The sequence below is a fragment of the Vibrio sp. R15-SG3-ISO1A genome (genome assembly GCF_059833955.1).
This window is the reverse complement of the sequence record NZ_JCBDGH010000063.1, coordinates 22,143-47,279: the sequence shown is the minus strand read 5'-3', so window position 1 is coordinate 47,279 and position 25,137 is coordinate 22,143. Positions and strand designations below refer to the sequence as shown.

General features: G+C 51.9%; 21 protein-coding genes. 10 read left to right on the top strand and 11 right to left on the bottom strand.

All coding sequences use genetic code 11. The features are described from left to right. The first annotated feature begins 82 nt into the window (after positions 1 to 82). The 4 genes from dnaN (at position 83) to AC6R0L_RS09645 (ending at position 5,572) form a co-directional block, all read left to right on the top strand. Positions 83 to 1,183: a DNA polymerase III subunit beta gene (gene dnaN, locus AC6R0L_RS09660; protein WP_500626275.1), complete on the top strand. Its 1,101-nt coding sequence runs from the start codon at positions 83 to 85 to the stop codon at positions 1,181 to 1,183. A 1-nt stretch (position 1,184) separates the two neighbouring features. Continuing rightward, the gene (gene recF / locus AC6R0L_RS09655; RefSeq protein ID WP_334555522.1) at positions 1,185 to 2,267 is read left to right on the top strand and encodes a DNA replication/repair protein RecF; all 1,083 of its coding nucleotides are present in this window, start codon (positions 1,185 to 1,187) and stop codon (positions 2,265 to 2,267) included. A gap of 13 nt (positions 2,268 to 2,280) precedes the next feature. Then, positions 2,281 to 4,698: a DNA topoisomerase (ATP-hydrolyzing) subunit B gene (gene gyrB / locus AC6R0L_RS09650; RefSeq protein ID WP_500628986.1), complete on the top strand. Its 2,418-nt coding sequence runs from the start codon at positions 2,281 to 2,283 to the stop codon at positions 4,696 to 4,698. A 436-nt stretch (positions 4,699 to 5,134) separates the two neighbouring features. Then, on the top strand, positions 5,135 to 5,572 hold the full coding sequence (locus AC6R0L_RS09645) for an Hsp20 family protein (RefSeq protein ID WP_487902974.1): 438 nt from the start codon (positions 5,135 to 5,137) through the stop codon (positions 5,570 to 5,572). 101 nt (positions 5,573 to 5,673) lie between these two features. Here the strand turns inward: AC6R0L_RS09645 and AC6R0L_RS09640 are convergent, their stop codons facing one another. The 3 genes from AC6R0L_RS09640 to glyQ form a co-directional block, all read right to left on the bottom strand. Next, complete coding sequence (locus AC6R0L_RS09640; RefSeq protein WP_500628985.1) at positions 5,674 to 6,924, bottom strand: valine--pyruvate transaminase; 1,251 nt, start codon at positions 6,922 to 6,924, stop codon at positions 5,674 to 5,676. A gap of 205 nt (positions 6,925 to 7,129) precedes the next feature. Continuing rightward, positions 7,130 to 9,196: a glycine--tRNA ligase subunit beta gene (glyS, locus tag AC6R0L_RS09635; RefSeq protein ID WP_500628984.1), complete on the bottom strand. Its 2,067-nt coding sequence runs from the start codon at positions 9,194 to 9,196 to the stop codon at positions 7,130 to 7,132. Positions 9,197 to 9,198: 2 nt separating this feature from the next. Continuing rightward, positions 9,199 to 10,131, bottom strand: coding sequence for a glycine--tRNA ligase subunit alpha (gene glyQ, locus AC6R0L_RS09630; RefSeq protein ID WP_334555518.1), 933 nt, complete (start codon positions 10,129 to 10,131; stop codon positions 9,199 to 9,201). Between the two features lie 459 nt (positions 10,132 to 10,590). On the opposite strand from glyQ, the gene AC6R0L_RS09625 reads away from it, so the two are divergent. Next, positions 10,591 to 11,148 (top strand): TMEM165/GDT1 family protein, encoded by a 558-nt coding sequence (locus tag AC6R0L_RS09625; RefSeq protein WP_334555517.1) that lies wholly within the window; start codon positions 10,591 to 10,593, stop codon positions 11,146 to 11,148. Positions 11,149 to 11,259: 111 nt separating this feature from the next. Then, entirely contained in the window at positions 11,260 to 11,520 is a 261-nt protein-coding gene (locus AC6R0L_RS09620; protein ID WP_334555516.1) for a hypothetical protein, read from the top strand. Positions 11,521 to 11,607: 87 nt separating this feature from the next. Here the strand turns inward: AC6R0L_RS09620 and tusA are convergent, their stop codons facing one another. After that, entirely contained in the window at positions 11,608 to 11,856 is a 249-nt protein-coding gene (gene tusA / locus AC6R0L_RS09615; RefSeq protein ID WP_334555515.1) for a sulfurtransferase TusA, read from the bottom strand. Between the two features lie 172 nt (positions 11,857 to 12,028). On the opposite strand from tusA, the gene AC6R0L_RS09610 reads away from it, so the two are divergent. Both AC6R0L_RS09610 and AC6R0L_RS09605 read left to right on the top strand, forming a co-directional pair. Continuing rightward, positions 12,029 to 12,214 (top strand): hypothetical protein, encoded by a 186-nt coding sequence (locus AC6R0L_RS09610; protein WP_334555514.1) that lies wholly within the window; start codon positions 12,029 to 12,031, stop codon positions 12,212 to 12,214. 149 nt (positions 12,215 to 12,363) lie between these two features. Then, complete coding sequence (locus AC6R0L_RS09605) at positions 12,364 to 13,305, top strand: LysR family transcriptional regulator (RefSeq protein ID WP_500628983.1); 942 nt, start codon at positions 12,364 to 12,366, stop codon at positions 13,303 to 13,305. Positions 13,306 to 13,356: 51 nt separating this feature from the next. Here AC6R0L_RS09605 and acuI read toward each other — a convergent pair whose 3' ends face one another. From acuI to ilvG, 6 genes are all read right to left on the bottom strand, one after another. Continuing rightward, complete coding sequence (acuI, locus tag AC6R0L_RS09600; RefSeq protein WP_500628982.1) at positions 13,357 to 14,337, bottom strand: acrylyl-CoA reductase (NADPH); 981 nt, start codon at positions 14,335 to 14,337, stop codon at positions 13,357 to 13,359. 246 nt (positions 14,338 to 14,583) lie between these two features. Continuing rightward, positions 14,584 to 16,146: a threonine ammonia-lyase, biosynthetic gene (gene ilvA / locus AC6R0L_RS09595; protein ID WP_500628981.1), complete on the bottom strand. Its 1,563-nt coding sequence runs from the start codon at positions 16,144 to 16,146 to the stop codon at positions 14,584 to 14,586. A 3-nt stretch (positions 16,147 to 16,149) separates the two neighbouring features. Continuing rightward, positions 16,150 to 17,991: a dihydroxy-acid dehydratase gene (gene ilvD, locus AC6R0L_RS09590; RefSeq protein WP_500628980.1), complete on the bottom strand. Its 1,842-nt coding sequence runs from the start codon at positions 17,989 to 17,991 to the stop codon at positions 16,150 to 16,152. A gap of 13 nt (positions 17,992 to 18,004) precedes the next feature. Next, complete coding sequence (gene ilvE, locus AC6R0L_RS09585) at positions 18,005 to 18,949, bottom strand: branched-chain-amino-acid transaminase (RefSeq protein ID WP_500628979.1); 945 nt, start codon at positions 18,947 to 18,949, stop codon at positions 18,005 to 18,007. Positions 18,950 to 18,960: 11 nt separating this feature from the next. Next, on the bottom strand, positions 18,961 to 19,245 hold the full coding sequence (gene ilvM, locus AC6R0L_RS09580; protein WP_334555508.1) for an acetolactate synthase 2 small subunit: 285 nt from the start codon (positions 19,243 to 19,245) through the stop codon (positions 18,961 to 18,963). A 1-nt stretch (position 19,246) separates the two neighbouring features. Beyond that, positions 19,247 to 20,893, bottom strand: a complete 1,647-nt coding sequence (gene ilvG, locus AC6R0L_RS09575; RefSeq protein ID WP_500628978.1) for an acetolactate synthase 2 catalytic subunit — start codon at positions 20,891 to 20,893, stop codon at positions 19,247 to 19,249. Positions 20,894 to 21,437: 544 nt separating this feature from the next. Here ilvG and AC6R0L_RS09570 point away from each other — a divergent pair. Beyond that, complete coding sequence (locus AC6R0L_RS09570) at positions 21,438 to 22,964, top strand: YifB family Mg chelatase-like AAA ATPase (protein WP_500628977.1); 1,527 nt, start codon at positions 21,438 to 21,440, stop codon at positions 22,962 to 22,964. Between the two features lie 47 nt (positions 22,965 to 23,011). Here the strand turns inward: AC6R0L_RS09570 and AC6R0L_RS09565 are convergent, their stop codons facing one another. After that, positions 23,012 to 24,007, bottom strand: a complete 996-nt coding sequence (locus AC6R0L_RS09565) for a DUF2860 domain-containing protein (protein ID WP_500628976.1) — start codon at positions 24,005 to 24,007, stop codon at positions 23,012 to 23,014. Between the two features lie 187 nt (positions 24,008 to 24,194). On the opposite strand from AC6R0L_RS09565, the gene yihG reads away from it, so the two are divergent. Further along, positions 24,195 to 25,106, top strand: a complete 912-nt coding sequence (gene yihG, locus AC6R0L_RS09560; RefSeq protein WP_500628975.1) for a 1-acylglycerol-3-phosphate O-acyltransferase, YihG family — start codon at positions 24,195 to 24,197, stop codon at positions 25,104 to 25,106. Positions 25,107 to 25,137 lie beyond the last annotated feature (31 nt).

The window sequence follows — 25,137 nt, the reverse complement described above, 5'->3', positions numbered from 1 at the left end:
CATGGCCAAGGTAGGGCTCAATCCCTTATCGTGGCCATGTTTGTTCTCTTCGCCAACAACAAGATTTCTTTAAGAGCGTGCTATGAAATTTTCCATTCAACGTAGTCATCTGCTGAAACCACTGCAGCAAGTCTCAGGGGCGTTAGGTGGCCGTGCCACTCTACCTATCCTTGGTAACTTATTGATCAAAGTAGTGGACAACCAACTGACGTTGACGGCGACGGATTTAGAAGTCGAGCTGGTCAGCCGTGTGCAGCTTGAAGGTGAATTTGAAGCGGGCAGCGTGACTGTCCCGTCGCGTAAGTTTCTTGATATTTGCCGTGGACTGCCTGATGACGCGGTGATCACATTTGTTTTAGAGGGCGATCGCGTGCAACTGCGCTCTGGTCGTAGTCGTTTCTCTCTCTCTACACTGCCAGCCAGCGATTTTCCAAACATTGAAGATTGGCAGAGTGAAGTCGAACTCTCCCTGACGCAAAGTGAACTGCGTGGACTAGTAGAAAAAACGCAGTTTTCGATGGCGAACCAAGACGTGCGTTACTACCTCAATGGCATGTTGTTTGAGATTGAAGACACCACGCTGCGCAGCGTGGCCACCGATGGTCACCGTATGGCGGTCGCGCAAACTCCGCTGGTCGGTGAGTTTGCCAAAAAGCAGATCATCGTGCCGCGTAAAGGGGTGCTGGAATTAGTCAAGTTGCTGGATGCGCCAGAGCAACCTGTGGTGTTGCAAATTGGTAGCTCAAACCTGCGCGCTGAGGTCAACAATTACGTCTTTACCTCTAAGCTGGTGGACGGTCGTTTCCCTGACTACCGCCGCGTGATGCCACAAAGCACCACCAAAACATTGGAAGCGGGCTGCGATGAGCTGCGCCAAGCGTTCTCGCGTGCGGCGATCCTCTCGAATGAGAAGTTTCGTGGCGTGCGCGTTAACCTCGATGGCAGCGAAATGCGCATTACCGCCAACAACCCAGAGCAAGAAGAAGCGGAAGAGATGCTCGATGTTCACTTTGACGGCGAGCCGATTGAGATTGGCTTTAACGTCAGCTATGTGCTGGATGTGCTTAATACGCTGCGCTGCGAGACCGTGAGAGTCTCAATGTCTGATGCCAACGCCAGTGCGTTAATTGAGAACAGCGTCGATGACAGTGCCATGTACGTGGTGATGCCGATCCGACTCTAGCATGCCGCTCTCTCGTCTTGTTATTAAGCAATTTCGCAATATCAAAGCCTGTGATATCTCGTTATCATCAGGCTTTAACTTTCTTATTGGCCCGAACGGCAGCGGGAAAACCAGTGTTCTGGAAGCCATTTATTTACTGGGCCACGGTCGGTCGTTCAAAAGCAGTTTGACCGGGCGAGTGATTCAAAATGACCATGATGAGCTGTTTGTTCACGGTCGTTTTTTGAACTCGGATCAATTTGAGCTACCCATTGGCATTAATAAGCAGCGTGATGGCTCAACAGAGGTTAAAATAGGCGGTCAATCTGGGCAAAAGTTAGCCCAGTTGGCGCAAGTGTTACCACTGCAACTGATTCATCCTGAAGGGTTTGATCTGTTGACCGATGGGCCGAAACATCGCCGTGCATTTATTGATTGGGGCGTATTTCATACCGAATCGGCCTTTTATGATGCATGGGGGCGTTTTAAGCGCCTAAACAAACAGCGCAACGCACTGCTGAAAACGGCGCGTAGCTATCGAGAGCTCAGTTATTGGGATCAAGAGATGGCGACACTGGCGGAAAACATCAGTCGTTGGCGTGGTGAGTACGTTGAGCAATTGACGCACAAAGCCGAAGAGATATGCCGGGCATTTTTGCCTGAGTTTGATATCTCGCTCAAGTATTATCGTGGTTGGGACAAAGAGACGCCATACCAAGCGATTCTCGAGAGCCACTTTGAGCGCGACCAGGCGCTGGGTTACACCTTCAGTGGCCCAAACAAGGCGGATTTACGCATTAAGGTAAATGGTACGCCAGTGGAAGATGTCCTGTCTCGGGGTCAGTTAAAGTTGATGGTGTGCGCGCTACGCGTAGCACAAGGCCAACACCTGACTGAGATGACGGGCAAGCAATGCATCTACTTGATAGATGACTTTGCCTCTGAATTAGACAGTCAACGTCGCAAGCGTCTTGCCGATTGCTTGAAACAGACGGGGGCTCAAGTTTTTGTCAGCTCTATTACTGAAAGCCAAATCAGCGACATGCGTGATGAAAATGGCAGGATGTTCCATGTGGAACATGGCACAATAGAGCAAAATATATAGCGGAAGATAACTCATGGCTGAAAATTACGATTCATCGAGTATTAAAGTACTAAAGGGTCTGGATGCGGTTCGTAAGCGTCCGGGTATGTACATCGGCGACACGGATGATGGCACCGGTCTGCACCACATGGTCTTTGAGGTGGTAGATAACTCAATTGATGAAGCGTTGGCGGGTCACTGTAAAGACATCGTGGTGACCATTCATGAGGATAACTCTGTCTCTGTCAACGATGATGGCCGTGGTATCCCAACAGAGCTTCACCCGGAAGAGAAAGTCTCGGCGGCAGAAGTGATCATGACCGTGCTTCACGCAGGCGGTAAATTTGATGACAACTCGTACAAAGTATCGGGTGGTCTGCACGGTGTGGGCGTGTCGGTGGTGAACGCGTTGTCTAAGAAAGTGACGCTGACAATCCATCGCGGTGGAAAAATTCACACTCAAACTTATCACCATGGTGAACCTCAAGCGCCACTGGCTGTGATTGGTGAGACAGAAAAAACGGGCACAGAAATTCGTTTTTGGCCGAGTGAAGAGACGTTCTCTAACACTGAGTTCCATTACGACATTCTTGCAAAGCGTTTGCGTGAGCTCTCTTTCCTAAACTCTGGTGTTTCGATCAAGTTACGTGATGAGCGTGAAGAAGACAAACAAGATCACTTCATGTACGAAGGGGGTATTCAAGCCTTTGTCGATCACTTGAACACCAACAAAACTCCAATTATTGAGAAAGTATTCCATTTCAACTCAGAACGTGAAGATGGCATCGCAGTCGAAGTGGCGATGCAGTGGAATGATGGTTACCAAGAGAATATCTTCTGTTTCACCAACAATATTCCACAACGTGATGGTGGTACTCACCTTGCCGGTTTCCGTGCGGCATTGACGCGTACCTTGAACTCGTTCATGGACAAAGAAGGCTTCTCGAAGAAAGCGAAAACCGCAACGTCTGGTGATGATGCGCGTGAAGGTCTCACCGCGGTTATCTCGGTGAAAGTACCTGATCCCAAGTTCTCAAGCCAAACCAAAGACAAGCTGGTTTCTTCTGAAGTGAAATCTGCGGTTGAGTCTGCCATGGGCGAGAAACTGTCAGAGTTCCTTGTTGAGCATCCAACAGAAGCAAAAATCGTTTGTACCAAGATCATTGATGCAGCACGTGCTCGTGATGCGGCGCGTAAAGCACGTGAGATGACTCGCCGTAAAGGCGCCCTAGACCTTGCTGGTCTGCCAGGTAAATTGGCGGACTGTCAGGAAAAAGATCCAGCACTGTCTGAACTCTACATAGTGGAGGGTGACTCGGCAGGCGGATCCGCAAAACAAGGCCGTAACCGTAAGAACCAAGCGATTCTTCCTCTGAAAGGTAAAATCCTGAACGTAGAGAAAGCGCGTTTCGACAAGATGCTCTCTTCTCAAGAGGTGGCGACGCTGATTACGGCGCTTGGCTGTGGTATTGGTCGTGACGAATACAACCCAGACAAACTGCGTTACCACAACATCATCATCATGACCGATGCGGACGTCGATGGTTCGCACATCCGTACGCTACTGTTGACCTTCTTCTACCGTCAAATGCCTGAGCTGATTGAGCGTGGTTACGTCTACATTGCTCAGCCACCGCTGTACAAAGTGAAGAAGGGTAAGCAAGAGCAGTACATCAAAGATGAAGAAGCGATGAACCAGTACCAAGTCTCTTTGGCCTTGGACAACGCAGCGCTGCACGTCAACGCGGACGCGCCAGCGTTGGCGGGTGAATCTCTAGAGAAGCTGGTTCAGCAATACAATGCTGGCATCAAGCTGGTGGATCGTATAAGCCGCCGTTACCCGCACGCCTTGATTCATGAGTTGATTTACGTGCCACGTTTGACCGCAGAGCAGTGTCATGACGCTGCTGTGGTAGAGGCTTGGACCAAGACTTTGGTTGAGCAGTTGAACGCTAAAGAAGTGGGCGCAAGTCAGTACCAATATGAAGTAGAGCAGCATGCTGAGCTCGGCTTGAACTTGCCGAAAATCATCGTGCGCACACATGGCGTAAGACACGAATACGCACTGAGCATCGATTTGATCAACTCGAAAGAGTTTGCCAAGTTGGGCGAGCTTTCTGAAGCGCTGAATGGCCTTATTGAAGAGGGCGCGTACATCAAACGTGGTGAACGCACTCAGCCTGTGAGCAGCTTTGTCGAAGCGCTAGAGTGGCTGATCAAAGAGTCTCGCCGCGGATTGAGCACACAGCGATACAAAGGTCTGGGTGAGATGAACCCGGATCAGCTTTGGGAAACCACCATGGACCCAGAAACGCGTCGCATGATGCAAGTGACCATCGAAGATGCCGTTGGAGCCGATCAGCTCTTCACGACATTGATGGGTGATCAGGTTGAGCCTCGTCGTCACTTTATCGAAGAGAACGCGTTGAAAGTAGCGAACTTGGATGTGTAAAGTTCCTAGTTTCTAGAAGCGAGTTCCTAGAATTTGAAAAAGCGCAGGTCGAACGATCTGCGCTTTTTTATTGGTTTCTATTTTCCATTTCAATCCAATACATTGTCCCACTCTAGGAACTAGGAACTAGAAACTTTTTTACTCTCTCCTCTTGAAACCATTTTGGCCGATCCCTATATCTATTGTTGAAGAGGGAAGCTGTCTTGCTCCGATGAGAAGAAACAGACCTTCTGGACTCGCTGAAGAGGTATCGCTCCTATGAGGATGGCCTTAACAGCACACGTTAACACTGAGTTTGTTTCTATGTCCTACGTGCTGGCCCTATAGAGGCAGCCAGAGGAATAGTGAACGAATCCCTTAGTCGCTAGGGGTCGAGTTAATCATCGTCCCTACACAGTCACGACTAAGACTATTGCTTAATCAAGAGGATAGTATGATGAGAACTGTAGATTTCACTCCTTTATACCGCAACGCGATTGGTTTTGACCGTCTTCTTAATATGATGGAAGCCAACAGCACGAAAAACAGCTCCGGCGGTTACCCTCCGTATAACATCGAACAGAAAGATGAAAACCACTACCGTATCACCATGGCAGTGGCAGGCTTTGCTGAAGAGCAGCTTGAACTGACGCAAAAAGAGAACACCTTAATTGTTAAAGGTGAGCGTAAAGAGGAAGAGGGTAAGAACTATATTTACCAAGGCATTGCTGAGCGTGACTTTGAGCGCAAGTTCCAGTTGGCCGACTATGTGAAAGTCACCGGCGCGAGTATGGAAAATGGCTTGCTGCACGTTGATCTCGAGCGTGAAATCCCTGAAGCGATGCAACCGCGTAAAATTGCCATCAACTCAAGCCAGTTGCTGGAAAACAAATAAGCGAGCCTGTGCGCCGCTATGCTGCGGATATAAAATGCGGGTATAAATAGTGAAAGAGCGCCAATCGGCGCTCTTTTTTATGCTTGGTAATGTTAGGGCAATTAGCCCTGCTGGTAGGCTTTTTGCACTTCTTCCGCGATGATTTGGATGCCTTGTTGCATCATCTCGTCGTCTTGTACATAGTTCATTCGCAGGCACTGGTGCGCATGATCCCACTCATCTTCTTGGCCGATAAAGAAGTACTCACCAGGAACAATCAACACCCCGCGTGCTTTCAAACGTTGGTAGAGTTCCATGGTGGTGATAGGCAGTGCATCAAACCAGAGCCAGAGGAAAATCGCCCCTTCTGGCTTGTGAATACGAAAGCGCGGATCGGTAATCGCCTCTTGCAGCAGTTCGACCGCACGCTGAGATTTCTGCTGATAAAACGGCTTGATGACCTCTTCACTCAAGCGCAGAAGATCGCCTTTTTCAATCATATGGTGAGCCAGCGCCGGCCCTACACTGCCTGGCGCTAGGCTGATAATGCCATTCATGTTGGTGAGCGCTTGTGTGATGGCTTCATTGGCAATCACAATCCCACAGCGCACGCCAGGTAAGCCTAACTTGGACAAACTCATGCAGAGAATGGTGTTCTCATTCCAAAAGGGCGTCACCTCCTCAAAAATGATATTGGGGAAGGGCACGCCGTAAGCGTTGTCTATGATGAGCGGAATGTGGTTGTCGCGCGCGAGTTTATCGAGCTTGATGATCTCCTCATCGGTCAGCACATTGCCCGTCGGGTTGGTCGGGCGAGACGCGCAGATCGCGGCAATCGAGTCATCGATCTTTAGTTGCTCAAAATCGACGTGGTATTTGAACATGCGATTGTCGAGTTGCTCAATTTCCGGGTGGTAAGAGACAAAAATATCCTCATCAATGCCCGCATCTCCATAGCCAATGTACTCAGGCGCTAACGGCAGCAGAATCTTTTTGTGTGAGCCATCGGGCTGCGTACCTGCTAGCAAATTAAACAGGTAAAAAAAGCCGCTTTGACTGCCATTGGTTAAGCTGATGTTCTTCTCACTGACCTCCCAGCCATAGGTCTCTTTGAGCAGGGCAGCGAGTGCTTTGACGAAGGCATCTTTGCCTTGTGGGCCATCATAATTGGCGAGCGCTTGAATCCACTCGCCGCTGGTCAGCATCTCTTGGCTGGCTTGGTGAAAGTAATCAATCATGGCGGGAATGGCCGCAGGGTTACCGCCACCGAGCATGATGGCGCCGGGTGTGCGTAGACCATCATTTAGGTCGTCCATTAATTGGGTAATGCCGGAATATTGATTGAATTTTTCACCAAACTTTGAGAACTGCATGACTCACTAACCTTGATCTGATTATTGCTTTACTGAATGGGTGTGCTGATCAGTGCGTGGCTGACCAATAGAGTAATCCTTGAACATACAGCAATGGCAATGTGAGGCAAAGCACTATTTTAGTGCGCAGAACTGGTCTGTTTTGTTGGCATAAAAAAGCCCAACTCATTGAGTTGGGCTTGGTGTCATCTATCCGTACGCGCGATTATTTCTGCAGAAGAGAAATGTCGGCAATCTGCAAGAACAAGTTACGTAGGTTGTTCAGTAGCGTTAGACGGTTCTTCTTCAGCGCTTCGTCATCGGCCATAACCATGACGTTATCGAAGAAGGCATCCACAGGCTCACGTAGACCCGCTAGCTTGCTGAGTGCTTCCTGGTAGTTGCCTGTAGCGAACGCAGGCTCGAGCGCTTCTGTCATCACTTCAACGCTTTCTGCCAGTGCTTTCTCTGCGTCTTCTTGTAGAAGAGCGAGATCGATCTCTGCGGCCAGCTCACCATCGAACTTCGCTAAGATGTTACCGACACGTTTGTTCGCTGCGGCGAGTGCTTCCGCGGCTTCTAACTCACGGAAGTGAGAGACCGCTTTGACGCGCTGGTCGAAGTCTGCTGGTTTGGTTGGACGATTCGCCAATACCGCTTGGATGATGTCCACGCTGAAGCCTTGGTCTTTGTACCATGCATTGAAACGGCCGAGCATGAACTCGATAACGTCGTTTGCAACGTTCGCGTTGGTTAGTTTGTCGCCAAACAGAGACTGCGCTTTTGCGATAAGGTCTGTTAGGTCTAGGTTGTAGCCGTTTTCGACGATAATACGCAGCACGCCTAGAGATGCGCGGCGCAGTGCGAATGGGTCGCTGCCTTTAGGTGCTTGGCCAATACCGAAGATACCCACAATGGTATCGAGCTTGTCAGCCATAGCGACAGCAGATGAGATACCTGTGCTTGGTAGGGCGTCACCGGCGAAACGCGGCATGTACTGCTCGTAAAGCGCTAGAGCCACTTGCTCGTCTTCACCATCGTGGGTAGCGTAGTGCATACCCATCACGCCTTGAGTATCGGTAAATTCGAATACCATAGAGGTCATTAGGTCACACTTCGCGAGTAGACCCGCACGCTTCGATTTTTCAACGTCAGCATCGATCTGCTCAGCGATGTAGCCAGCAAGTTCAGTGATGCGATCAGTTTTGTCTTTGATAGTACCAAGCTGCTTTTGGAAGATCGCTTGCTCTAGCTCAGGGAGACGGTCGATAAGCGGGCGCTTACGGTCAGTGTTAAAGAAGAACTCGGCATCCGCCAGACGTGGACGCACCACCTTCTCGTTACCTTCGATGACGTAGCGAGGCTCTTTCGATTCGATGTTCGATACGAAGATGAAGTTAGGCAGTAGCTTCTTGTTCTCGTCATAGACAGGGAAGTATTTCTGGTCACCTTTCATGGTGTAAACCAGCGCTTCAGAAGGCACTTTTAGGAACTCTTCTTCAAACTTCGCGGTTAGAACCACTGGCCATTCAACCAGAGACGTGACTTCTTCAACGAGATCATCTTCTAGGTCAGCAACACCGCCAACCGCTGCTGCTGCTTTTTGCGAGTCAGCAAGGATGATCGCTTTACGCGCCTCAAAGTCGGCCATGACTTTACCGCGCTCTTCTAGGATAGCAGGGTATTGCTCGGCAGAATCGATAGTGAACTCTTGCTCACCCATGAAGCGGTGACCACGGATAGTGCGGCTGGATGCGACACCTAGGATCTCACCTTCAATCAGCTCAGAGCCCATTAGCATGGTCAGCGTTTTAACTGGGCGGATAAACTGAGTCGTCTTGTCACCCCAACGCATTGGCTTGGCGATAGGTAGGTTAGCCAGTGCTTTAGCAGCTAGGTCGACGACGATGTCAGACGTTGCTTGGCCTTTCACTTCTTGTTTGAACAGTAGCCATTCGCCTTTGTCTGTCACTAGACGGTCAGCTTGTTCAACCGTGATGCCGTTACCACGTGCCCAGCCTTGTGCTGCTTTGGTCGCGTTACCGTCAGCATCGAATGCGACAGAAACCGCAGGACCGCGCTTCTCAACCACTTTGTCCGCTTGGCCTTCCGCTAGCGCTGAAACCTTAAGGGCTAGACGACGAGGCGCGGCGTACCATTTCACACCTTGGTGTGATAAGTCTGCGCCTTTTAGTTCAGCTTCGAAGTTGGCTGCGAACGCTTCCGCTAGGGTGCGAAGTTGTGTTGGTGGTAGCTCTTCAGTACCCAGTTCAATTAGAAATTCTTTCGCCATGATTACTTCTCCTCGCTCTTTGCATCTTGGGTACGGCACATTGGGAAGCCTAGTGCTTCACGTGATGCGTAGTAGGCTTCTGCAACAGACTTGGTCAGGTTGCGGATACGAAGGATGTAACGTTGGCGCTCGGTGACCGAGATGGCTTTGCGTGCGTCTAACAGGTTGAAAGCGTGCGCCGCTTTCAAGATGCGCTCGTAAGCGGGTAGAGGTAGAGGTTTCTCTAGCTCAAGGAGTTCTTTCGACTCTTTTTCACACTGGTCGAAGAAGCTAAATAAGAAATCGACGTCAGCGTGCTCAAAGTTGTACGTTGACTGCTCCACTTCGTTTTGGTGGAAGATATCACCGTACGTCACGTTCGAGCCGTCTGGTGCGACGTTCCATACTAGGTCGTAAACGGAGTCAACTTCTTGGATGTACATAGCAAGACGCTCGATACCGTAAGTGATCTCACCAGTCACCGGTTTACACTCTAAGCCACCCACTTGTTGGAAGTAGGTAAACTGCGTCACTTCCATACCGTTTAGCCAAACTTCCCAGCCTAGACCCCAAGCGCCTAGCGTTGGGTTCTCCCAGTTATCTTCAACGAAACGGATGTCGTGGACTAGCGGGTCGATACCCAACACTTCCAGTGAGCCTAGGTACAACTCTTGAATGTTGTCTGGCGATGGCTTAAGTGCCACTTGGAACTGGTAGTAGTGCTGAAGACGGTTAGGGTTTTCACCGTAACGGCCATCGGTAGGACGACGAGAAGGCTGAACGTAAGCGGTTGACATTGGCTCTGGGCCAAGGGCGCGCAAACATGTCATTGGGTGAGAGGTACCTGCACCTACTTCCATGTCGAGTGGTTGAACAATGGTACAGCCTTGTTGGGCCCAATAATCCTGCAGCGCGAGGATCATACCTTGAAAGGTTTTGATGTCGTATTTTTGCATAGTATTCGCGCGATTCTCTGAGAAAGTTCTGTCTAAATGAAGAAAAAATAACAATCAAGTATACCGAGATATTCGATGTCCGAGTAGAGCAAATCGGGAGAAATTCTCGCTGAAAAATCTCCTTTAATGGAATTTTATCGACTTAATGACCAAATTTTTCTTAAAGTCGCATTTCTATGAGAAATCTCGCCGAACGCCCCTTTGGGTATATGCGCACGTTTGCGACTTGAGATTTTTCAGTGAGATGGATAGAATTGCCGCCATCTTTGGGGAGTAGCTGACCAAATAGAGGGCTTCTGTTTGGTTCGACCGTCAACATAATCGGTGCAAAATCACCGTGGCGCTCGAGATTCATCGCCCGATGAATTAAGCAAGACCTTAGATAAACATCGTGAACCGGGGTGGGGCGCGAGGTTTGTCTATGGTAAAAAATAATAATCCTGCCCCAATGAGCATGTCGTGAGCGTTTTAGCCATTTCTATTACTACTGTTGCCCTTGCTGAGATTGGCGACAAAACCCAATTATTGTCTTTATTGTTGGCCAGTCGGTATCGCAAACCCATCCCGATTATAGCGGCGATCTTTTTTGCCACCATCGCCAATCATGCCCTTGCGGCGTGGCTCGGTGTGGTTGTTGCGGATTACCTCTCGCCAGAGGTACTCAAGTGGGTCGTTGTTGCCAGCTTTTTGGCGATGGCTGGCTGGGTGCTGATCCCCGATAAACTCGATGATGAAGAATCCATTTCCAATCGCGGCCCTTTTGTCGCGAGCTTTGTTGCGTTTTTTATTGCTGAGATTGGCGATAAAACCCAAATTGCGACCTCGATTCTTGGCGCCCAGTTTGCTGACGCGCTGACTTGGGTCATTTTAGGCACCACCATTGGTATGTTGGCGGCGAACGTGCCGGTTGTTGTGATTGGTAAGCTTTCTGCGGACAAGATGCCGCTAGGTTTGATTCGTAAAGTCACCGCACTGCTGTTTGTCGCGCTCGCTTTAGGCGCGGCCTTATGGCCATGATGGCCTGGCGTCACACAGGCAACATTTGCCCTGAGTCGTGATCTAGGTTTGATTTGCCACTGTGCGTGCGTGTTAACGTAGTGTTGTCGATGATAGCGAGAGGGCAAATGCATGCTGACACGTTACATGGGTATCACACCGAAAAGTCAAAGTTATCTGTTCACTTTTGGTTTGGCGCTTTGCTTATTGGCACTACCGCTGACCGATATGTGGCTGCCTATTGTTGCCGGCTCGTTTATATTAACCGGTCTCACGGTGGAGGCCTGGATTCGAGTCGCGCACATCATCCCAATGCATGAAGAGATGCGGGCGATGCAAAAGCAGTTGCAAAAACTGCAAGCAGAAGTGCGCAGCTTGGAGTACGACGAATAGCGACCCGAAGTCGAGAGAATCAAATCAACAACGGCAGCCAGATGGGCTGCCGTTTTTGTTTGCGAGATCGTTGTTGTTGGGGAGATCTTAGGCGACCCCTTTCTTAATCAAGTATTGATATGGCACAGCGTCGGTCTGCGCAGCCAGCAACTGGTGATCCATAAAACGACAAAAACTCGGGATGTCGCGGGTGGTCGAGGGGTCATCCGCTGTGACCAGTAATACATCGCCATCGTCCATGTTTCGAATTGTCTTCCTGACCATCATAACGGGCTCCGGACAGCGAAGTCCTTCTGCCTCTAAGGTGTGGGTTGCCTGGGTGGTATCGATAGTCATCGGGCGCTCTTTGTCAGGTCAATTAGGCGCTTGATAATACTGGCGGTGAAAAAAACTTCAATAAGCACTTGGCAAATGGATCATTTTGTTTTAACTTAGTTAACAACTTGGTAACATTTAAAGCTCAAGGCAGGGATATGCTGACTTGAGTTGACACCAGCAAGGAGCGCTTATGTTGACCGCATTGGATCGATTGACCATTTACTCGGTGCTTTGCTTGATCTCATTTTGCGCGCTTGTGTTACGCGCCCCGGCGGACGCTTCCTTCATGCCTTTGCTCGGTATGGTGGCCTGCGTGACAGGGATATGGTTAGAGATGCACCGATTTTCAAAAGCCTCTGACGAACATAGAGGTTAACGCTTCCCTTCCTAGTGGCGTTGACCTAACCCCATCTCCAAATACATTCCGACACTATCCCCCAGTTTTCTTGGGCTTCCCCGCTGAAAGGCGGGATTTTTTTTTCTTAGCGGTTACACTAACAATACCTTATCTCCAGAGTGGTCATTGTGGAACTAGAAGATGTGTATCGCCGCGACCTCAATTTATTGGTTGCACTGCGAGTCTTGATTGAAGAGTGCAGCGTGAGCAAAGCGGCGCAGCGGCTCAATTTGAGTCAATCGGCCATGAGCCGTGTGTTGGGGCGATTGCGTGATTTGCTGGGCGATCCCTTGTTTACCCGTCAAGGTCAGCAGCTTATCCCGACAGAAAAAGCGTTGGAGATAGATCGCGCGCTCGGCGAGCCGTTGGAATCACTGCGGCAACTGCTCTCGCCGCTCGATTTTGACCCGCAACGCTGCGATCAAACCTTCACCATTGCCACCACCGACTACGCGATGCAAACCATCTTGCCGTTCGCTCTGCCGCGGATTTATCAAGAAGCGCCGAATGTGTCGTTTCACTTTCAGCCGCTTCAGCATGACCGACTTGCCGATCAACTGATTTATGAAGGTGCAGATTTAGCCATTTGCCGACCGACAGGCCCCGTTGAACCGCTGCGCAGTGAAGTGCTCGGCAGAGTGGGCGTGTTGTGTTTGCTGTCTAAGCAGCACCCATTGGCTGAGAAGACGATGCGGCTCGACGACTACCTGCACTACCCCAATGCGATGATTGCCATCAGTGATGGTGTGAACGCCTTGATAGAGCAAGCGCTGGTGGATCTGCCCAAACGAAAAATGGTGCTGCGCGCGTATCATTTAGAAGCTGCGCTAGCGATAGTGGATACCATGCCGCTGATCATTACTGTCCCGGCGGATTTGGCGTATCTGGTCGCGGAGCGTTATGACTTGGTGATCAAACCTTTGCCGTTTCACTTCACGTCGTTTGACTACTCGATGATTTGGCATGCGCGTTGTGAGCATTCGCCGGCGCAAGAGTGGCTAAGAGCGATTGTCAAAGAAGAGTGCGGACGACTCATCGCCAAGCGCATAGAAGATATGGGATTAGATTAATGCCATGCACCCTCTCGAGTGCATGGCAGAGGTCTCGTCAAATGTGCGCAATTACAGTTTGATGACCACACGACCCGTCACTTGGCCGTTGGTGATCTGCTCGGAAAATTGCGGCGCTTGCTCAAGGGTAATTTCGTTACACGCTTGCGCGAAGTAGCTTTCAGGTAGCAGCTTGGTGAGGCTTTCCCACGCCTGAATACGCTTGTCGGTTGGGCAAGAGACTGAGTCAACGCCTTGCAGACGCACATTACGTAAGATAAACGGCATCACGGTCGTCGGCAGATCAAAACCACCCGCAAGGCCACAGGCGGCCACGGTGGCGTTGTAATCCATCTGCGCGAGCACTTTTGCCAGTACCTTGCTACCCACAGTATCAACCGCGCCGGCCCAAATTTGTTTTTCAAGTGGGCGCGCAGGCTCTTCAAATTCTGCGCGATCGATGATGCGTTTCGCACCGAGCTTTTCAAGAAGTGGGCCATTTTGTTCAACACGCCCTGTGACCGCAGCGACGCTATAGCCGAGCTCAGCCAGCAGCGTCACCGCCACTGAGCCCACACCGCCGCTGGCACCAGTGACAAGAATCTCACCTTGTTCCGGTTTGATGCCCGCATCAAGCAGCGCTTGGACACACAGCATCGCGGTAAAGCCTGCGGTGCCCACCATCATCGCCTTCTTGCTATCTAGCCCTTGTGGCAGTGGAACCAACCAATCGGCTTTTAGGCGCGCACGTTGCGCCATGCCGCCCCAATGGTTTTCACCCACGCCCCAGCCGGTCAATACCACCTGGTCGCCCGCTTGGTAACGAGCGTCGTCAGAGCGCACCACGGTGCCCGCTAAATCAATCCCGGGAACCATAGGGAACTGACGGATGATTTTACCTTTACCCGTGATCGCCAAACCGTCTTTGTAGTTCAATGATGAGTAATCGACCTCCACCAACACCTCGCCTTCGGGCAGTTGGTTTTCGTCAATTTGCTCAATCGATGCGATGGTGCGTTTTTCTTCTTGGTTTAGGATCAGTGCGTTAAACATAAAACTCTCCACAGTGGTGCAGCAATAGTAAGAACTGTGTTGAGTGTAGACGCAAAACCACTATGACTAAAATGAAACTTTAGCATTATGTTCATGCGCATCACGCATTACTCTATGGGTAAGGAGAGTAGCAAGCGGGTGAGAGGGCTGAGGGGCGATGCGGATGGAAGAAAAAAACCAGTAAGAACAAAGCCAGTCCGAAGACTGGCTCACTATTCATTCCCATCGATTTTGATGATCGAGAGATCAGGACAAGAAGAACTGATAGGACGGATTGTCCGTTTCGTCTTTGTACTGATAGCCGAGCTCGCGTAGGTGCGCGCCAAAGCGGGAGAGATCGTCTTCTCTTAACTCAAAGCCACATAGCACGCGACCGTAATCGGCGCCATGATTGCGATAGTTAAACAAGCTGATGTTCCAGTGCGTACCGAGCGTCGACAAAAACTTCAGTAGCGCCCCTGGGTATTCCGGAAACTCAAAACTGTAGAGGCGCTCCTTGAGCGGTTTCGACGGCTTGCCGCCAATCATGTAGCGCACATGCAGTTTGGCCATCTCGTCGTCGGAGAGATCCACCACCGGATAGCCCCCTTCGCGCAGATCGGCAATGATGTGGTCGAGTTCCTCTTGGCCGCCTTGCAGACGCACACCAACAAAAATATTGGCCAAGGTGTCGTCGTTGTAGCGGTAGTTAAACTCGGTCACGGCACGACCGCCGATCAGGTTGCAAAACTCAAAAAACGCGCCTTGTCGCTCAGGTATGGTTACCGCGAGCAAGCCTTCTCGTTTTTCGCCCAGCTCACAGCGCTCAGAGACGTAACGCAAACCGTGGAAGTTGGTGTTGGCGCCAGAGAGCACAGTGCCGAGGTTTTGGTCGCGCAGCTGATGCTTTTCCGCGTACTTTTTCAGACCGGCCAACGCCAGTGCCCCAGAAGGCTCGGCAATGGCGCGCGTGTCTTCAAAAATGTCTTTGACTGCGGCGCAGATCTCATCACTGGATACACTGATGTGACCATCAATGTACTTTTGGCACAGACGGAAGGTCTCATCACCAATGCGTTTGACCGCGACGCCATCGGCAAACATGCTGACTTGGTCAAGCACCACAGGCTCGCCGGCGTCTAACGCGGCTTTTAAGCAGGCCGAATCTTCCGGCTCCACCGCGATCACTTTGACTTCCGGCATCAACTGCTTCACTAATACCGCCACACCGGCCGCTAAACCGCCACCGCCGACAGGAACGAAGATGTAGTTGAGGTGGCCATTTTGCTGCAACATCTCCATCCCGATCGTCCCTTGCCCTGCGATCACCAATGGGTGATCAAAAGGCGGCACAAAGGTATAGCCATGTTCGGCGGCCAGTAACTCCGCTTGGGCTTTCGCTTCATCGAAATTACTCCCGTGCAGCACCACTTCGCCGCCAAAACCGCGCACGGCCTCGACTTTGATGTCCGGTGTGGTTTTGGGCATCACTATGATGGTTTTAATGCCCAGTTTGGTGCCCGAAAGCGCCATCCCTTGGGCATGGTTGCCCGCCGAGGCGGCAATCACACCGGCGGATTTTTGCGCCTGAGTCAGGCTAGAGACCATAGTATAAGCGCCGCGAAGCTTGAACGAGTGGACCGGCTGGCGATCCTCTCGTTTGAGCTGCACATGGTTATGGATGCGCGCGGATAGGCGCGGCATCGCTTGCAGCGGCGTTACTGTGGCCACTTCATACACTGGGGCTCGCAGGATCTGGCGCAGATAATCGGCGCCAGAGGGCTGAGGCTTTTTGGTCGTTTTTTTCTCGCTAGTGGCCGTGTCAGTCATGGTTTAGCCCTCGAGTTTGGACTTATCACGCACCGCGCCTTTGTCTGCGCTGGTGGCCATGCTGGCGTAGGCTTTCAGAGCAAAAGAGACCTCACGCTCGCGAGAAACCGGTTTCCAGCCAAGCTTGTCTTGCTCTGCGCGGCGAGTTGCCAGCTCTTCCTCAGATACCTCAAGCGAGATGGTGCGGTTTGGAATGTCGATCGCAATCAAATCACCCGGTTTCACCAGGCCAATCGCGCCGCCATTGGCCGCCTCTGGAGAGGCGTGACCGATAGAGAGACCCGAAGTACCGCCAGAGAAGCGGCCATCGGTAAGCAGAGCACACTCTTTACCAAGCCCCATAGATTTCAAGTAGGTGGTAGGGTAGAGCATCTCTTGCATGCCCGGGCCGCCTTTCGGGCCTTCATAGCGGATGACGACCACATCGCCCGCTTTGACTTTGCCACCGAGAATACCTTCGACGGCATCTTCTTGGCTTTCAAAGACCACCGCAGGGCCAGTGAACTTGAGAATGCTCTCGTCCACCCCAGCGGTTTTAACGATACAACCATCAAGTGCGATGTTGCCTTTTAGCACCGCAAGGCCGCCTTCTTGGCTAAAGGCGTTGTCTTTGGCGCGAATACAGCCAGAGACGCGATCGTCATCGAGTCGATCCCAGCGGCAGTCTTGAGAGAAGGCTTTGGTAGTGCGAATGCCGGCTGGTCCTGCGCGGAAAAAGGTCAACACCTCTGGGTCTTCGGTCTGCATGATGTCGTATTGCGCCAACTGCTCTTTCATCGATAGGCCCAGTACGGTGCGGGCATCATTGTGCAGCAAGCCGGCGCGGTCAAGTTCACCCAAAATCGCCATGACGCCGCCCGCACGGTGGACATCTTCCATGTGGTATTTTTGCGTCGACGGCGCCACCTTACATAGGTGAGGCACTTGGCGTGACAGACGGTCGATGTCTTCCATATCAAAGTCCACTTCACCCTCTTGCGCCGCCGCAAGCAGGTGCAAAATGGTGTTGGTGGAGCCGCCCATGGCGATGTCGAGCGCCATGGCGTTTTCAAACGCGTCAAAGGTGGCAATGTTGCGCGGCAGGGCAGATTCGTCCTCTTGCTCGTAGTAGCGGCGAGTCAGCTCGACAATGCGCTTACCGGCATTGATAAACAGCGCCTCACGATCGGCGTGTGTAGCCAGCATCGAACCGTTACCCGGCTGAGAAAGACCGAGGGCTTCGGTGAGACAGTTCATCGAGTTGGCGGTAAACATGCCTGAGCACGAACCACAGGTTGGGCAGGCGCTGCGCTCAATCTGCTCACTTTGCTCGTCGGAGACTTTAGGGTCAGCGCCTTGGATCATCGCGTCAACCAAGTCGAGCTTGATCAGTTGATCAGACAGCTTGGTTTTGCCCGCTTCCATTGGTCCGCCCGAGACGAAAATCACCGGAATATTGAGGCGCATTGAGGCCATCAGCATTCCCGGTGTGATTTTGTCACAGTTGGAGATACACACCATGGCATCCGCGCAGTGGGCGTTGACCATGTACTCCACCGAGTCGGCGATCAGCTCACGAGAAGGCAGCGAGTAGAGCATGCCGCCGTGACCCATCGCAATGCCATCATCGACCGCGATGGTGTTGAATTCTTTGGCAATACCGCCTGCTTTCTCAATTTCGCGAGCTACCAGTTGGCCCATGTCTTTGAGGTGAACGTGACCGGGAACAAACTGAGTGAACGAGTTCACTACCGCGATGATCGGTTTACCGAAATCTTCATCTTTTACCCCAGTTGCGCGCCAAAGTGCACGAGCACCGGCCATGTTACGTCCATGAGTGGTGGTGGCGGATCTGTATTTAGGCATTTTGCATACTTCCTTATTTTGCTGCGTCTGCGGGGTAAACGTAATCTAACCAGCCCCACTTATCTTCAGTGGTGCCGTTGAATAGGCCAAAGTAGGCCGTTTGAAGGGCTTGAGTGATAGGGCCTCGGCGGCCACAGCCCACTTCGATTTTATCAATGGTTGCGACGGGAACGACTTCCGCCGCGGTGCCGGTCATAAAGACTTCATCGGCAAGGTAGAGCGCTTCACGCGCAATGTTGGCTTCGCGGACTTCATAACCCATGTCACGCGCGAGCGTCATGATCGAATCACGGGTAATGCCAGGCAAAATCGCACTGGTGGCGGGTGGAGTGGTGATCACGCCATTTTTGATGACGAAAATGTTCTCACCGGCCCCTTCAGACAGGTAGCCATCAACGCTCAACGCGATCCCTTCATCGTAGCCGTGACGACGGGCTTCACCGCCAACCAGCAAGGAAGATAGGTAGTTACCGCCCGCTTTTGCTGCGGTTGGAATGGTGTTCGGTGCGGCGCGATTCCAACTGGAAATCATGGCATCAACGCCTTTCTCTAGTGCTTCTTCACCTAGGTAAGAGCCCCAAGGGAAGGCGGCGATGATGAGATCCATTTCGGTATCCGCGGGCGGGCAAACGCCCAAGCCGACGTTGCCGACAAAACCGAGCGGACGGATATAAGCGTTATCAAGCTTATTTTGGCGCAGGGTTTCGCGGGTCGCTTCCATGATCTCATCGATGCTGTAAGGAATTGGGAAACGGTAAATTTTGGCGGAGTCTTTGAGACGCTGCGCGTGTTCGCGGTGACGGAAAACAATCGGCCCTTTAGGCGTGTTGTAGCAGCGCACGCCTTCAAACACGGAGGTGCCATAGTGCATCGCATGGGTCAGCACGTGCACATTGGCCTCGGCCCAAGGGACCATCTCGCCGTTGAACCAGATGTAGTCTGCGGTTTTTGTTGCCATGATTGCCTTCCTTATGCGCAAATTTGTTGTTGTAGGTTATTGTTTGGCAATGCGTCATTCGCAATTTGCGTCACTTCGACACTGCGCACGTCCCACAGTTTTTCAATCTGATTGGTGAGAAATGAAATGGGGCGATCGCTGTCGACGATGATCTCTACGCTGGCGATTTTGCTGGAGTGGTTTTGCGTACCGGCCACCTGTTTGACGACAAAGCCACGATGACGAACCACGCGAAGGACGCGCTCAAGCAGTACCGGTTTATCATCGGCTTTAATATCAATTAAGTATCTTTCCATGTTAAGTGTTCTCCAGCATATCGTTGTTGGACGCGCCCGGTGGAACCAGCGGCCACACGTTTTCTTCTTCATCGATAAGGACATGCAGTAAGTACGACGTCTCGCTTTCAAGCATCTCTTTTAGCGCAGGGCCGACTTCTTCTTTGCGGCTGATGGTTTTACCCGGAATGTCGAACGCTTTCGCCAACATAACAAAATCAGGGTTGTCATCCAGAATGGTTTCACTGTGGCGGCCATCAAAGAACAGCGATTGCCATTGACGCACCATGCCGAGGCGTTGGTTGTTGAGCAGCACAATTTTCACCGGGATCTGACGACGCTTTAACGTGCCCAGTTCCTGAATGTTCATCATAAATGAGCCATCACCGGTGACCAGAATCGATTGATCGCCCGGTCTGGCAACGGCGGCGCCCATGGCTGCCGGTAAGCCAAAGCCCATAGTGCCAAGACCGGCTGAGGTGATGAAGTTTTGCGGCTCGCGCGGCTGGATGTGTTGCGCCGCCCACATTTGATGCTGGCCAACATCGGTCGAGACGATGCTGCTGTCAGGCATCATATCCGACAAGGTTTTCAATAAGCCCGGCGCGTAAATCAATGAACCTGGATGGTCATAGCGCCACTTAAAGCCACTGCGTAAGCTCTCGCTGTGTTTCACCCACGGTGTAATGTCTTGAGACAATTCGAGCTGAGAGAGCGCAACGCCAATTTCACTGCGAACAGGCGCATTGGCTTGGCGTAGCTTGTGGATTTCGGCGGCGTCGATATCGATATGAATCACTTTGGCGTTGGGCGCAAAGGTATCGAGTTTGCCGGTCACGCGGTCATCAAAACGGGCGCCGACGGCAATCAACAAATCACACTCTTGCACAATCAAGTTGGCGGCTTTGGTGCCGTGCATGCCAAGCATGCCTAAGTAGTGTGGGTCATGACGTTCAATTGTCCCTAAGCCTTTAAGTGTGCTGACCGATGGCATCGGGTTGAGGCGCAAAAATTCGCGCACGGCACCCGTGGCATGGCCAAGTTGCACACCACCACCGACGTATAATACGGGGCGGGCACTGTGTGACAGCAGATCTTGTGCTTTGGCAATCTCATCAGCGCTGGCGCGTGGCATGGCAGGTGGAGTGAAAGAAGAAAGAACAGAAACCGGCGCGTTGGCCAGTTGGACATCTTTGGCAATATCGACAATCACAGGGCCCGGGCGGCCGGTTTTAGCGACTTCAAATGCCTCGGATAAGGTCGGTGCCAGTTCGTTGATGTCGGTCACTAGGTAGCTGTGCTTGGTACACGACAGCGACATGCCAATCACATCCATCTCTTGGAACGCGTCGGTGCCGATGTGTGAACTGGCGACCTGTCCGGTGATCGCCACCAGTGGAATGGAGTCCATAAAGGCATCGGCAAGGCCAGTGACCAAGTTGGTGGCTCCCGGTCCTGAGGTTGCCATACAGACGGCCACTTCTTGAGTGGCTCGTGCCATTCCAATGGCGGCCATTGCGGCGCCTTGCTCGTGTCGACACAAAATGTGCTCAACACCGCCATCATAAAGGGCATCGTAAATTGGCATGATGGCCCCGCCGGGGTACCCAAAGACGGTTTGGATGCCTTGCTGTTTTAATGCGGCTACGACTAACTCTGCACCAGTCATCAAAGGCCTCCTTGTGTCTTGTGACTGCGACCTTGTGTCTTGTGACAGCGAGTAGCTTGGCAGTCTTGTTGTGTTGCTTTGCACGTCATGTGCGCTCCCATTCTTCCTGCAGTTCTTAATGATGAACTGTCTAACGCTTAAAATTCTGCCATCCCATAGGTTGAAAAAAACCCCCGGACTTTTCAGTGCGGGGGTTTTTTAGAATCTGTGGTTATTTTTCGCCCACCATCCCCCGCGCGGAATCAATAATGACCACGATAATCAGGGCTAGCAGTGAAGTGAAGCGGGCGTTGAAATTCATATTTAATTATTTACTTTGATGTTGTGTCGCCATTCGTACCAATCGCGCATTTCACTGGTTCTGCTGTTTGTGCAGTTTTGGTTACGTGCGTCGGCTTAATTTCGTACGAAATTGATTGCGTCACTAGTGGTAACATAGAATTCCGTTACATGACAAGCAAAAAGTCATTCTTTTTTCACATTCCCGTTGCTTCTCTACACGCTATATAACATCACGCCTAGTCAATTCAATCAGAGAGTACACATGAGTTTAGCCGTGATTCATAGCCGCGCATCGGTGGGGGTCGAAGCTCCGCCGGTGACGGTGGAAGTCCATATCAGCAATGGGATGCCCGGGTTTACCCTAGTGGGGCTGCCGGAAACCACCGTCAAAGAGTCACGAGATAGAGTGCGCAGCGCCATCATCAACTCTCGGTTTGAATTTCCTGCCAAGCGAATTACCGTCAACCTCGCGCCTGCCGATCTGCCTAAAGAGGGCGGCCGCTTTGATTTGCCGATCGCGCTTGGGATATTGGCGGCCTCAGACCAGATCCCACTCTCGGCGATGAGCGATAAAGAGTACATCGGCGAACTGGCTCTGTCGGGCAAAATTCGCCGCGTGAAAGGGGTGTTGCCCGCCGCGCTTGCTGCCAGCCGAGCCCAGCGCTGCTTGGTGGTGCCTAAGCAGAACGGCGATCAAGCGGCGCTAGTAGGCGCCGCGGTGCACAAGTCGGCCAGCAGCTTGTTAGAGGTGTGCGCGGATGTGTGCGGACAACAGAGCTTGAATCTGTTTCAAAGTGCGCCAGAGCCCACCAAGCCGCTGCGCACGACCCGCTGTTTGCAAGACATTATTGGTCAGCAACAAGGCAAGCGCGCATTGGAAATTGCCGCAGCAGGCAACCATAACTTGTTGTTTTTGGGCCCGCCCGGTACGGGTAAAACCATGCTTGCGTCGCGTCTGTGCGATTTACTGCCAGAGATGACCGAAGCCGAAGCGATGGAAACCGCCTCCGTCACTTCGCTGACTCAGCAAGAAATCAACGCCCACAACTGGAAACAGCGCCCCTTTCGCGCGCCGCATCACTCCAGCTCTATGGCGGCCTTGGTGGGCGGGGGGAGCTTGCCAAGACCGGGTGAAATTTCGCTTGCACACAATGGCTTACTCTTCTTGGACGAGATGCCCGAGTTCGAGAGAAAAGTGCTCGATTCACTGCGCGAGCCACTCGAATCCGGGGAGATCATTATCTCCAGAGCGCAAGGTAAGACGCGCTTTCCCGCTCGCTTTCAATTGGTGGGTGCGCTGAATCCGAGTCCGACCGGCTACTATGAGGGCAACCAAACTCGCGTTAATCCTCAGACCATTTTGCGCTATTTGAGCCGTTTGTCTGGACCTTTGCTGGATAGATTTGATATGTCGATAGAGATCCCCGCATTGCCTAAAGGCACCTTGTCTGAAGGGGGCGATCGCGGTGAGCCTACCGAGCAGGTCAGGCTGCGCGTTGAGCAGGCAAGAGAGACCATGTTGGCGCGCAGTGAGTGTGTCAACGCGCTGCTAGGCAGTCGCGATATTGAGGCGTTTTGCCCACTCAAGAAAGCCGATGCAGAGTTTTTGGAAACGGCGCTGCACCGATTGGGGCTGTCGATTCGTGCCTATCACCGCATCATCAAAGTGGCACGCACCATCGCCGATTTGGATGGCGCAAAGGACATAGAGCGACCTCATTTGGCCGAGGCGCTCGGTTATCGCGCGATGGATCGCTTGCTCAAGCAGTTGACTGCGCAGGCGGTGTGATGCACCAAGCTGAGGGCCAACGAACGCCGCAAGCCCTGTGGGGCAGGTTAGAACTGAAAGCTTAAACCCAAAGAGAACAGCGCTTGTTTTTCGTCAAAAAAGTCGAGGTTGGCGTCGGTTTCATTGTACCCGGCGAAGGAGACCAAGGATAAATTTGGCCAGCCGAGAAACTGTTGCAGCTCATAAGCGGCAAACACACTGAGTTTGTCTTCACTGCGAGTTTGACCATACAGAGGGTGAATGGCGTCATAGTCGCGGCTGCGATAGCCCGCGGTGAGCACTAGCTGATGACGGGCAATACGCTGAAAGAGGGAGATCTCTCCGCCCCAAGAGCGAAATGAGTTGGCGGCCCCTTCGGCATCACTGCGCGTGTAGATGATCGCAGGCACCACAAAGGCGGCGCGACTGAACGGCACGCGCACACTGCCTTTGAGGTAGTAGTTGTCGCTGTCACGGCGCAGGGCTAAGGCATTGTCTGGCGTGAGTTGTGTCAGTCCTGAACGTTCGTCATCGACCTTTTTTTTGCCGTAAGCGCTATCAAGGTTGATGCCTGTGCCGAGAATATTGCCCAGCTTGAGTCGATACGCGTCGCCTTTTTCATCGGTGGTGGCGCGCGCTACGCCGACAAGATACGGGTCTTGCCACACTTCGCCAGACATCACCGTTGGCAAATAGGAGACATCCACCGTGGTGCCATACGCTAAACGCTGTTTATAGCCGAGCTCAAGTGCGAGGGTGCCGATGGCAATGTCATCGCGCGAGGTACCGGCATAGAGTTGTTTGTCGCCTTTTGAGCCAAAGGTATAGCGAAGGTTGCCAAGCGGCGCAGGGATCACACTGCTGTCGCTGGTGCCACTTTGATCGATGCTGTTGATGACCTCATCACCTGACGTGTTGAAGTTGGAGGTGGAGGAGAGATAGAGCGCATTGAGCGAAATCTCGCCACTGAGCCCAGGGCGACCGTTCGGATTAGCAGCGGCGCTTGCAGAACATAACGAGGTGGCGATAAGTGATAAAACCGGTATTGCAAAGCGAACATCCATTTTCGTCTCCTAAAACTCCAGTGCGTGGCGTGGCCAACTACTCAGACCATCGCCTTAACGATTCCAATGTGGTCAAGGACTTGTATAATTGCACGCGCTTTTTTAAAACCCAAGTTATCTTGACCACACGACAAGATTATTACGCAACATACATCGTAAACTACTCATTGGATCTCACTATTTCACTATGTTGGCCTATTTATTACTGGTAATGAACGTGTTGCTGGTGGCGCTCAATTCTGCTGTCTGCTCTCTGCTCATTTGTCTCATTGCGCTGTTGAAGTTGCTGTTACCAACGCCCGAGCTGAAAGCGAAGGGGACGGCATTGGCCAATCGGGTGATGTGGTTGTGGGCGACGGTCAACACCGCGATTTTGAGCCTCTCAAACCGTGTGGAGTGGGATGTACAAGGGGCAGATGCGCTGAAGCGCGATGGTTGGTATCTGATGATCAGCAATCATCTAAGTTGGACCGACATTGTGGTGCTCTGCTCGGTGTTTAAAGACAAAATCCCGATGCCGAAGTTTTTCCTCAAGCAGCAACTGCTCTATGTGCCGTTTATTGGCATGGCGTGCTGGGCGCTGGACATGCCATTTATGCGCCGTTATTCGCGCGAATACCTGCTGCGTCATCCTGAAAAACGGGGACAAGACTTGGCAACCACACGTCGCTCGTGCGCCAAATTCAAACATAGCCCGACCACAGTGGTGAACTACGTGGAAGGCACCCGTATCACGCCAGAGAAATTGCGTCGCAGCAAAGCCGGTTATGAGTATCTGCTGCAACCGAAATCCGGTGGTATAGCCTATACCTTAGCGGCGATGGGCGAGCAGTTTGATAATATCCTAGACGTAACGCTCGCGTACCCGAATAACCCAGATAAACCGTTTCGCGATGTGTTGATGGGCAAAATGACCAAGATCGTAGTTCGCGTGCACGTGTTGCCGGTGGATGAGAAGGTGCTGGGTGACTATTTCAATGATAAGCCCTATAAACGCCAGTTTCAGCAGTGGCTCGGTGAGGTTTGGCAGAGGAAAGATGCGCAGCTCAAAGCAATCCATGAGCCGCCATCATCAAACCCACCGCCATCAAAACAGTGACCCATCAAAAAAGGAGCCGAGGCTCCTTTTT

Coding starts and splice junctions, on each gene's coding strand:
- ilvD (WP_500628980.1), bottom strand. CDS start 17,991: ATGCCTAAATACAGATCCGCCACCACCACTCATGGACGTAACATGGCC.
- glyQ (WP_334555518.1), bottom strand. CDS start 10,131: ATGCAAAAATACGACATCAAAACCTTTCAAGGTATGATCCTCGCGCTG.
- AC6R0L_RS09610 (WP_334555514.1), top strand. CDS start 12,029: ATGTTGACCGCATTGGATCGATTGACCATTTACTCGGTGCTTTGCTTG.
- acuI (WP_500628982.1), bottom strand. CDS start 14,337: ATGTTTAACGCACTGATCCTAAACCAAGAAGAAAAACGCACCATCGCA.
- glyS (WP_500628984.1), bottom strand. CDS start 9,196: ATGGCGAAAGAATTTCTAATTGAACTGGGTACTGAAGAGCTACCACCA.
- recF (WP_334555522.1), top strand. CDS start 1,185: ATGCCGCTCTCTCGTCTTGTTATTAAGCAATTTCGCAATATCAAAGCC.
- AC6R0L_RS09565 (WP_500628976.1), bottom strand. CDS start 24,007: ATGGATGTTCGCTTTGCAATACCGGTTTTATCACTTATCGCCACCTCG.
- dnaN (WP_500626275.1), top strand. CDS start 83: ATGAAATTTTCCATTCAACGTAGTCATCTGCTGAAACCACTGCAGCAA.
- AC6R0L_RS09620 (WP_334555516.1), top strand. CDS start 11,260: ATGCTGACACGTTACATGGGTATCACACCGAAAAGTCAAAGTTATCTG.
- ilvM (WP_334555508.1), bottom strand. CDS start 19,245: ATGGAAAGATACTTAATTGATATTAAAGCCGATGATAAACCGGTACTG.
- ilvA (WP_500628981.1), bottom strand. CDS start 16,146: ATGACTGACACGGCCACTAGCGAGAAAAAAACGACCAAAAAGCCTCAG.
- AC6R0L_RS09570 (WP_500628977.1), top strand. CDS start 21,438: ATGAGTTTAGCCGTGATTCATAGCCGCGCATCGGTGGGGGTCGAAGCT.
- AC6R0L_RS09645 (WP_487902974.1), top strand. CDS start 5,135: ATGAGAACTGTAGATTTCACTCCTTTATACCGCAACGCGATTGGTTTT.
- AC6R0L_RS09640 (WP_500628985.1), bottom strand. CDS start 6,924: ATGCAGTTCTCAAAGTTTGGTGAAAAATTCAATCAATATTCCGGCATT.
- gyrB (WP_500628986.1), top strand. CDS start 2,281: ATGGCTGAAAATTACGATTCATCGAGTATTAAAGTACTAAAGGGTCTG.
- ilvG (WP_500628978.1), bottom strand. CDS start 20,893: ATGACTGGTGCAGAGTTAGTCGTAGCCGCATTAAAACAGCAAGGCATC.
- ilvE (WP_500628979.1), bottom strand. CDS start 18,949: ATGGCAACAAAAACCGCAGACTACATCTGGTTCAACGGCGAGATGGTC.
- tusA (WP_334555515.1), bottom strand. CDS start 11,856: ATGACTATCGATACCACCCAGGCAACCCACACCTTAGAGGCAGAAGGA.
- yihG (WP_500628975.1), top strand. CDS start 24,195: ATGTTGGCCTATTTATTACTGGTAATGAACGTGTTGCTGGTGGCGCTC.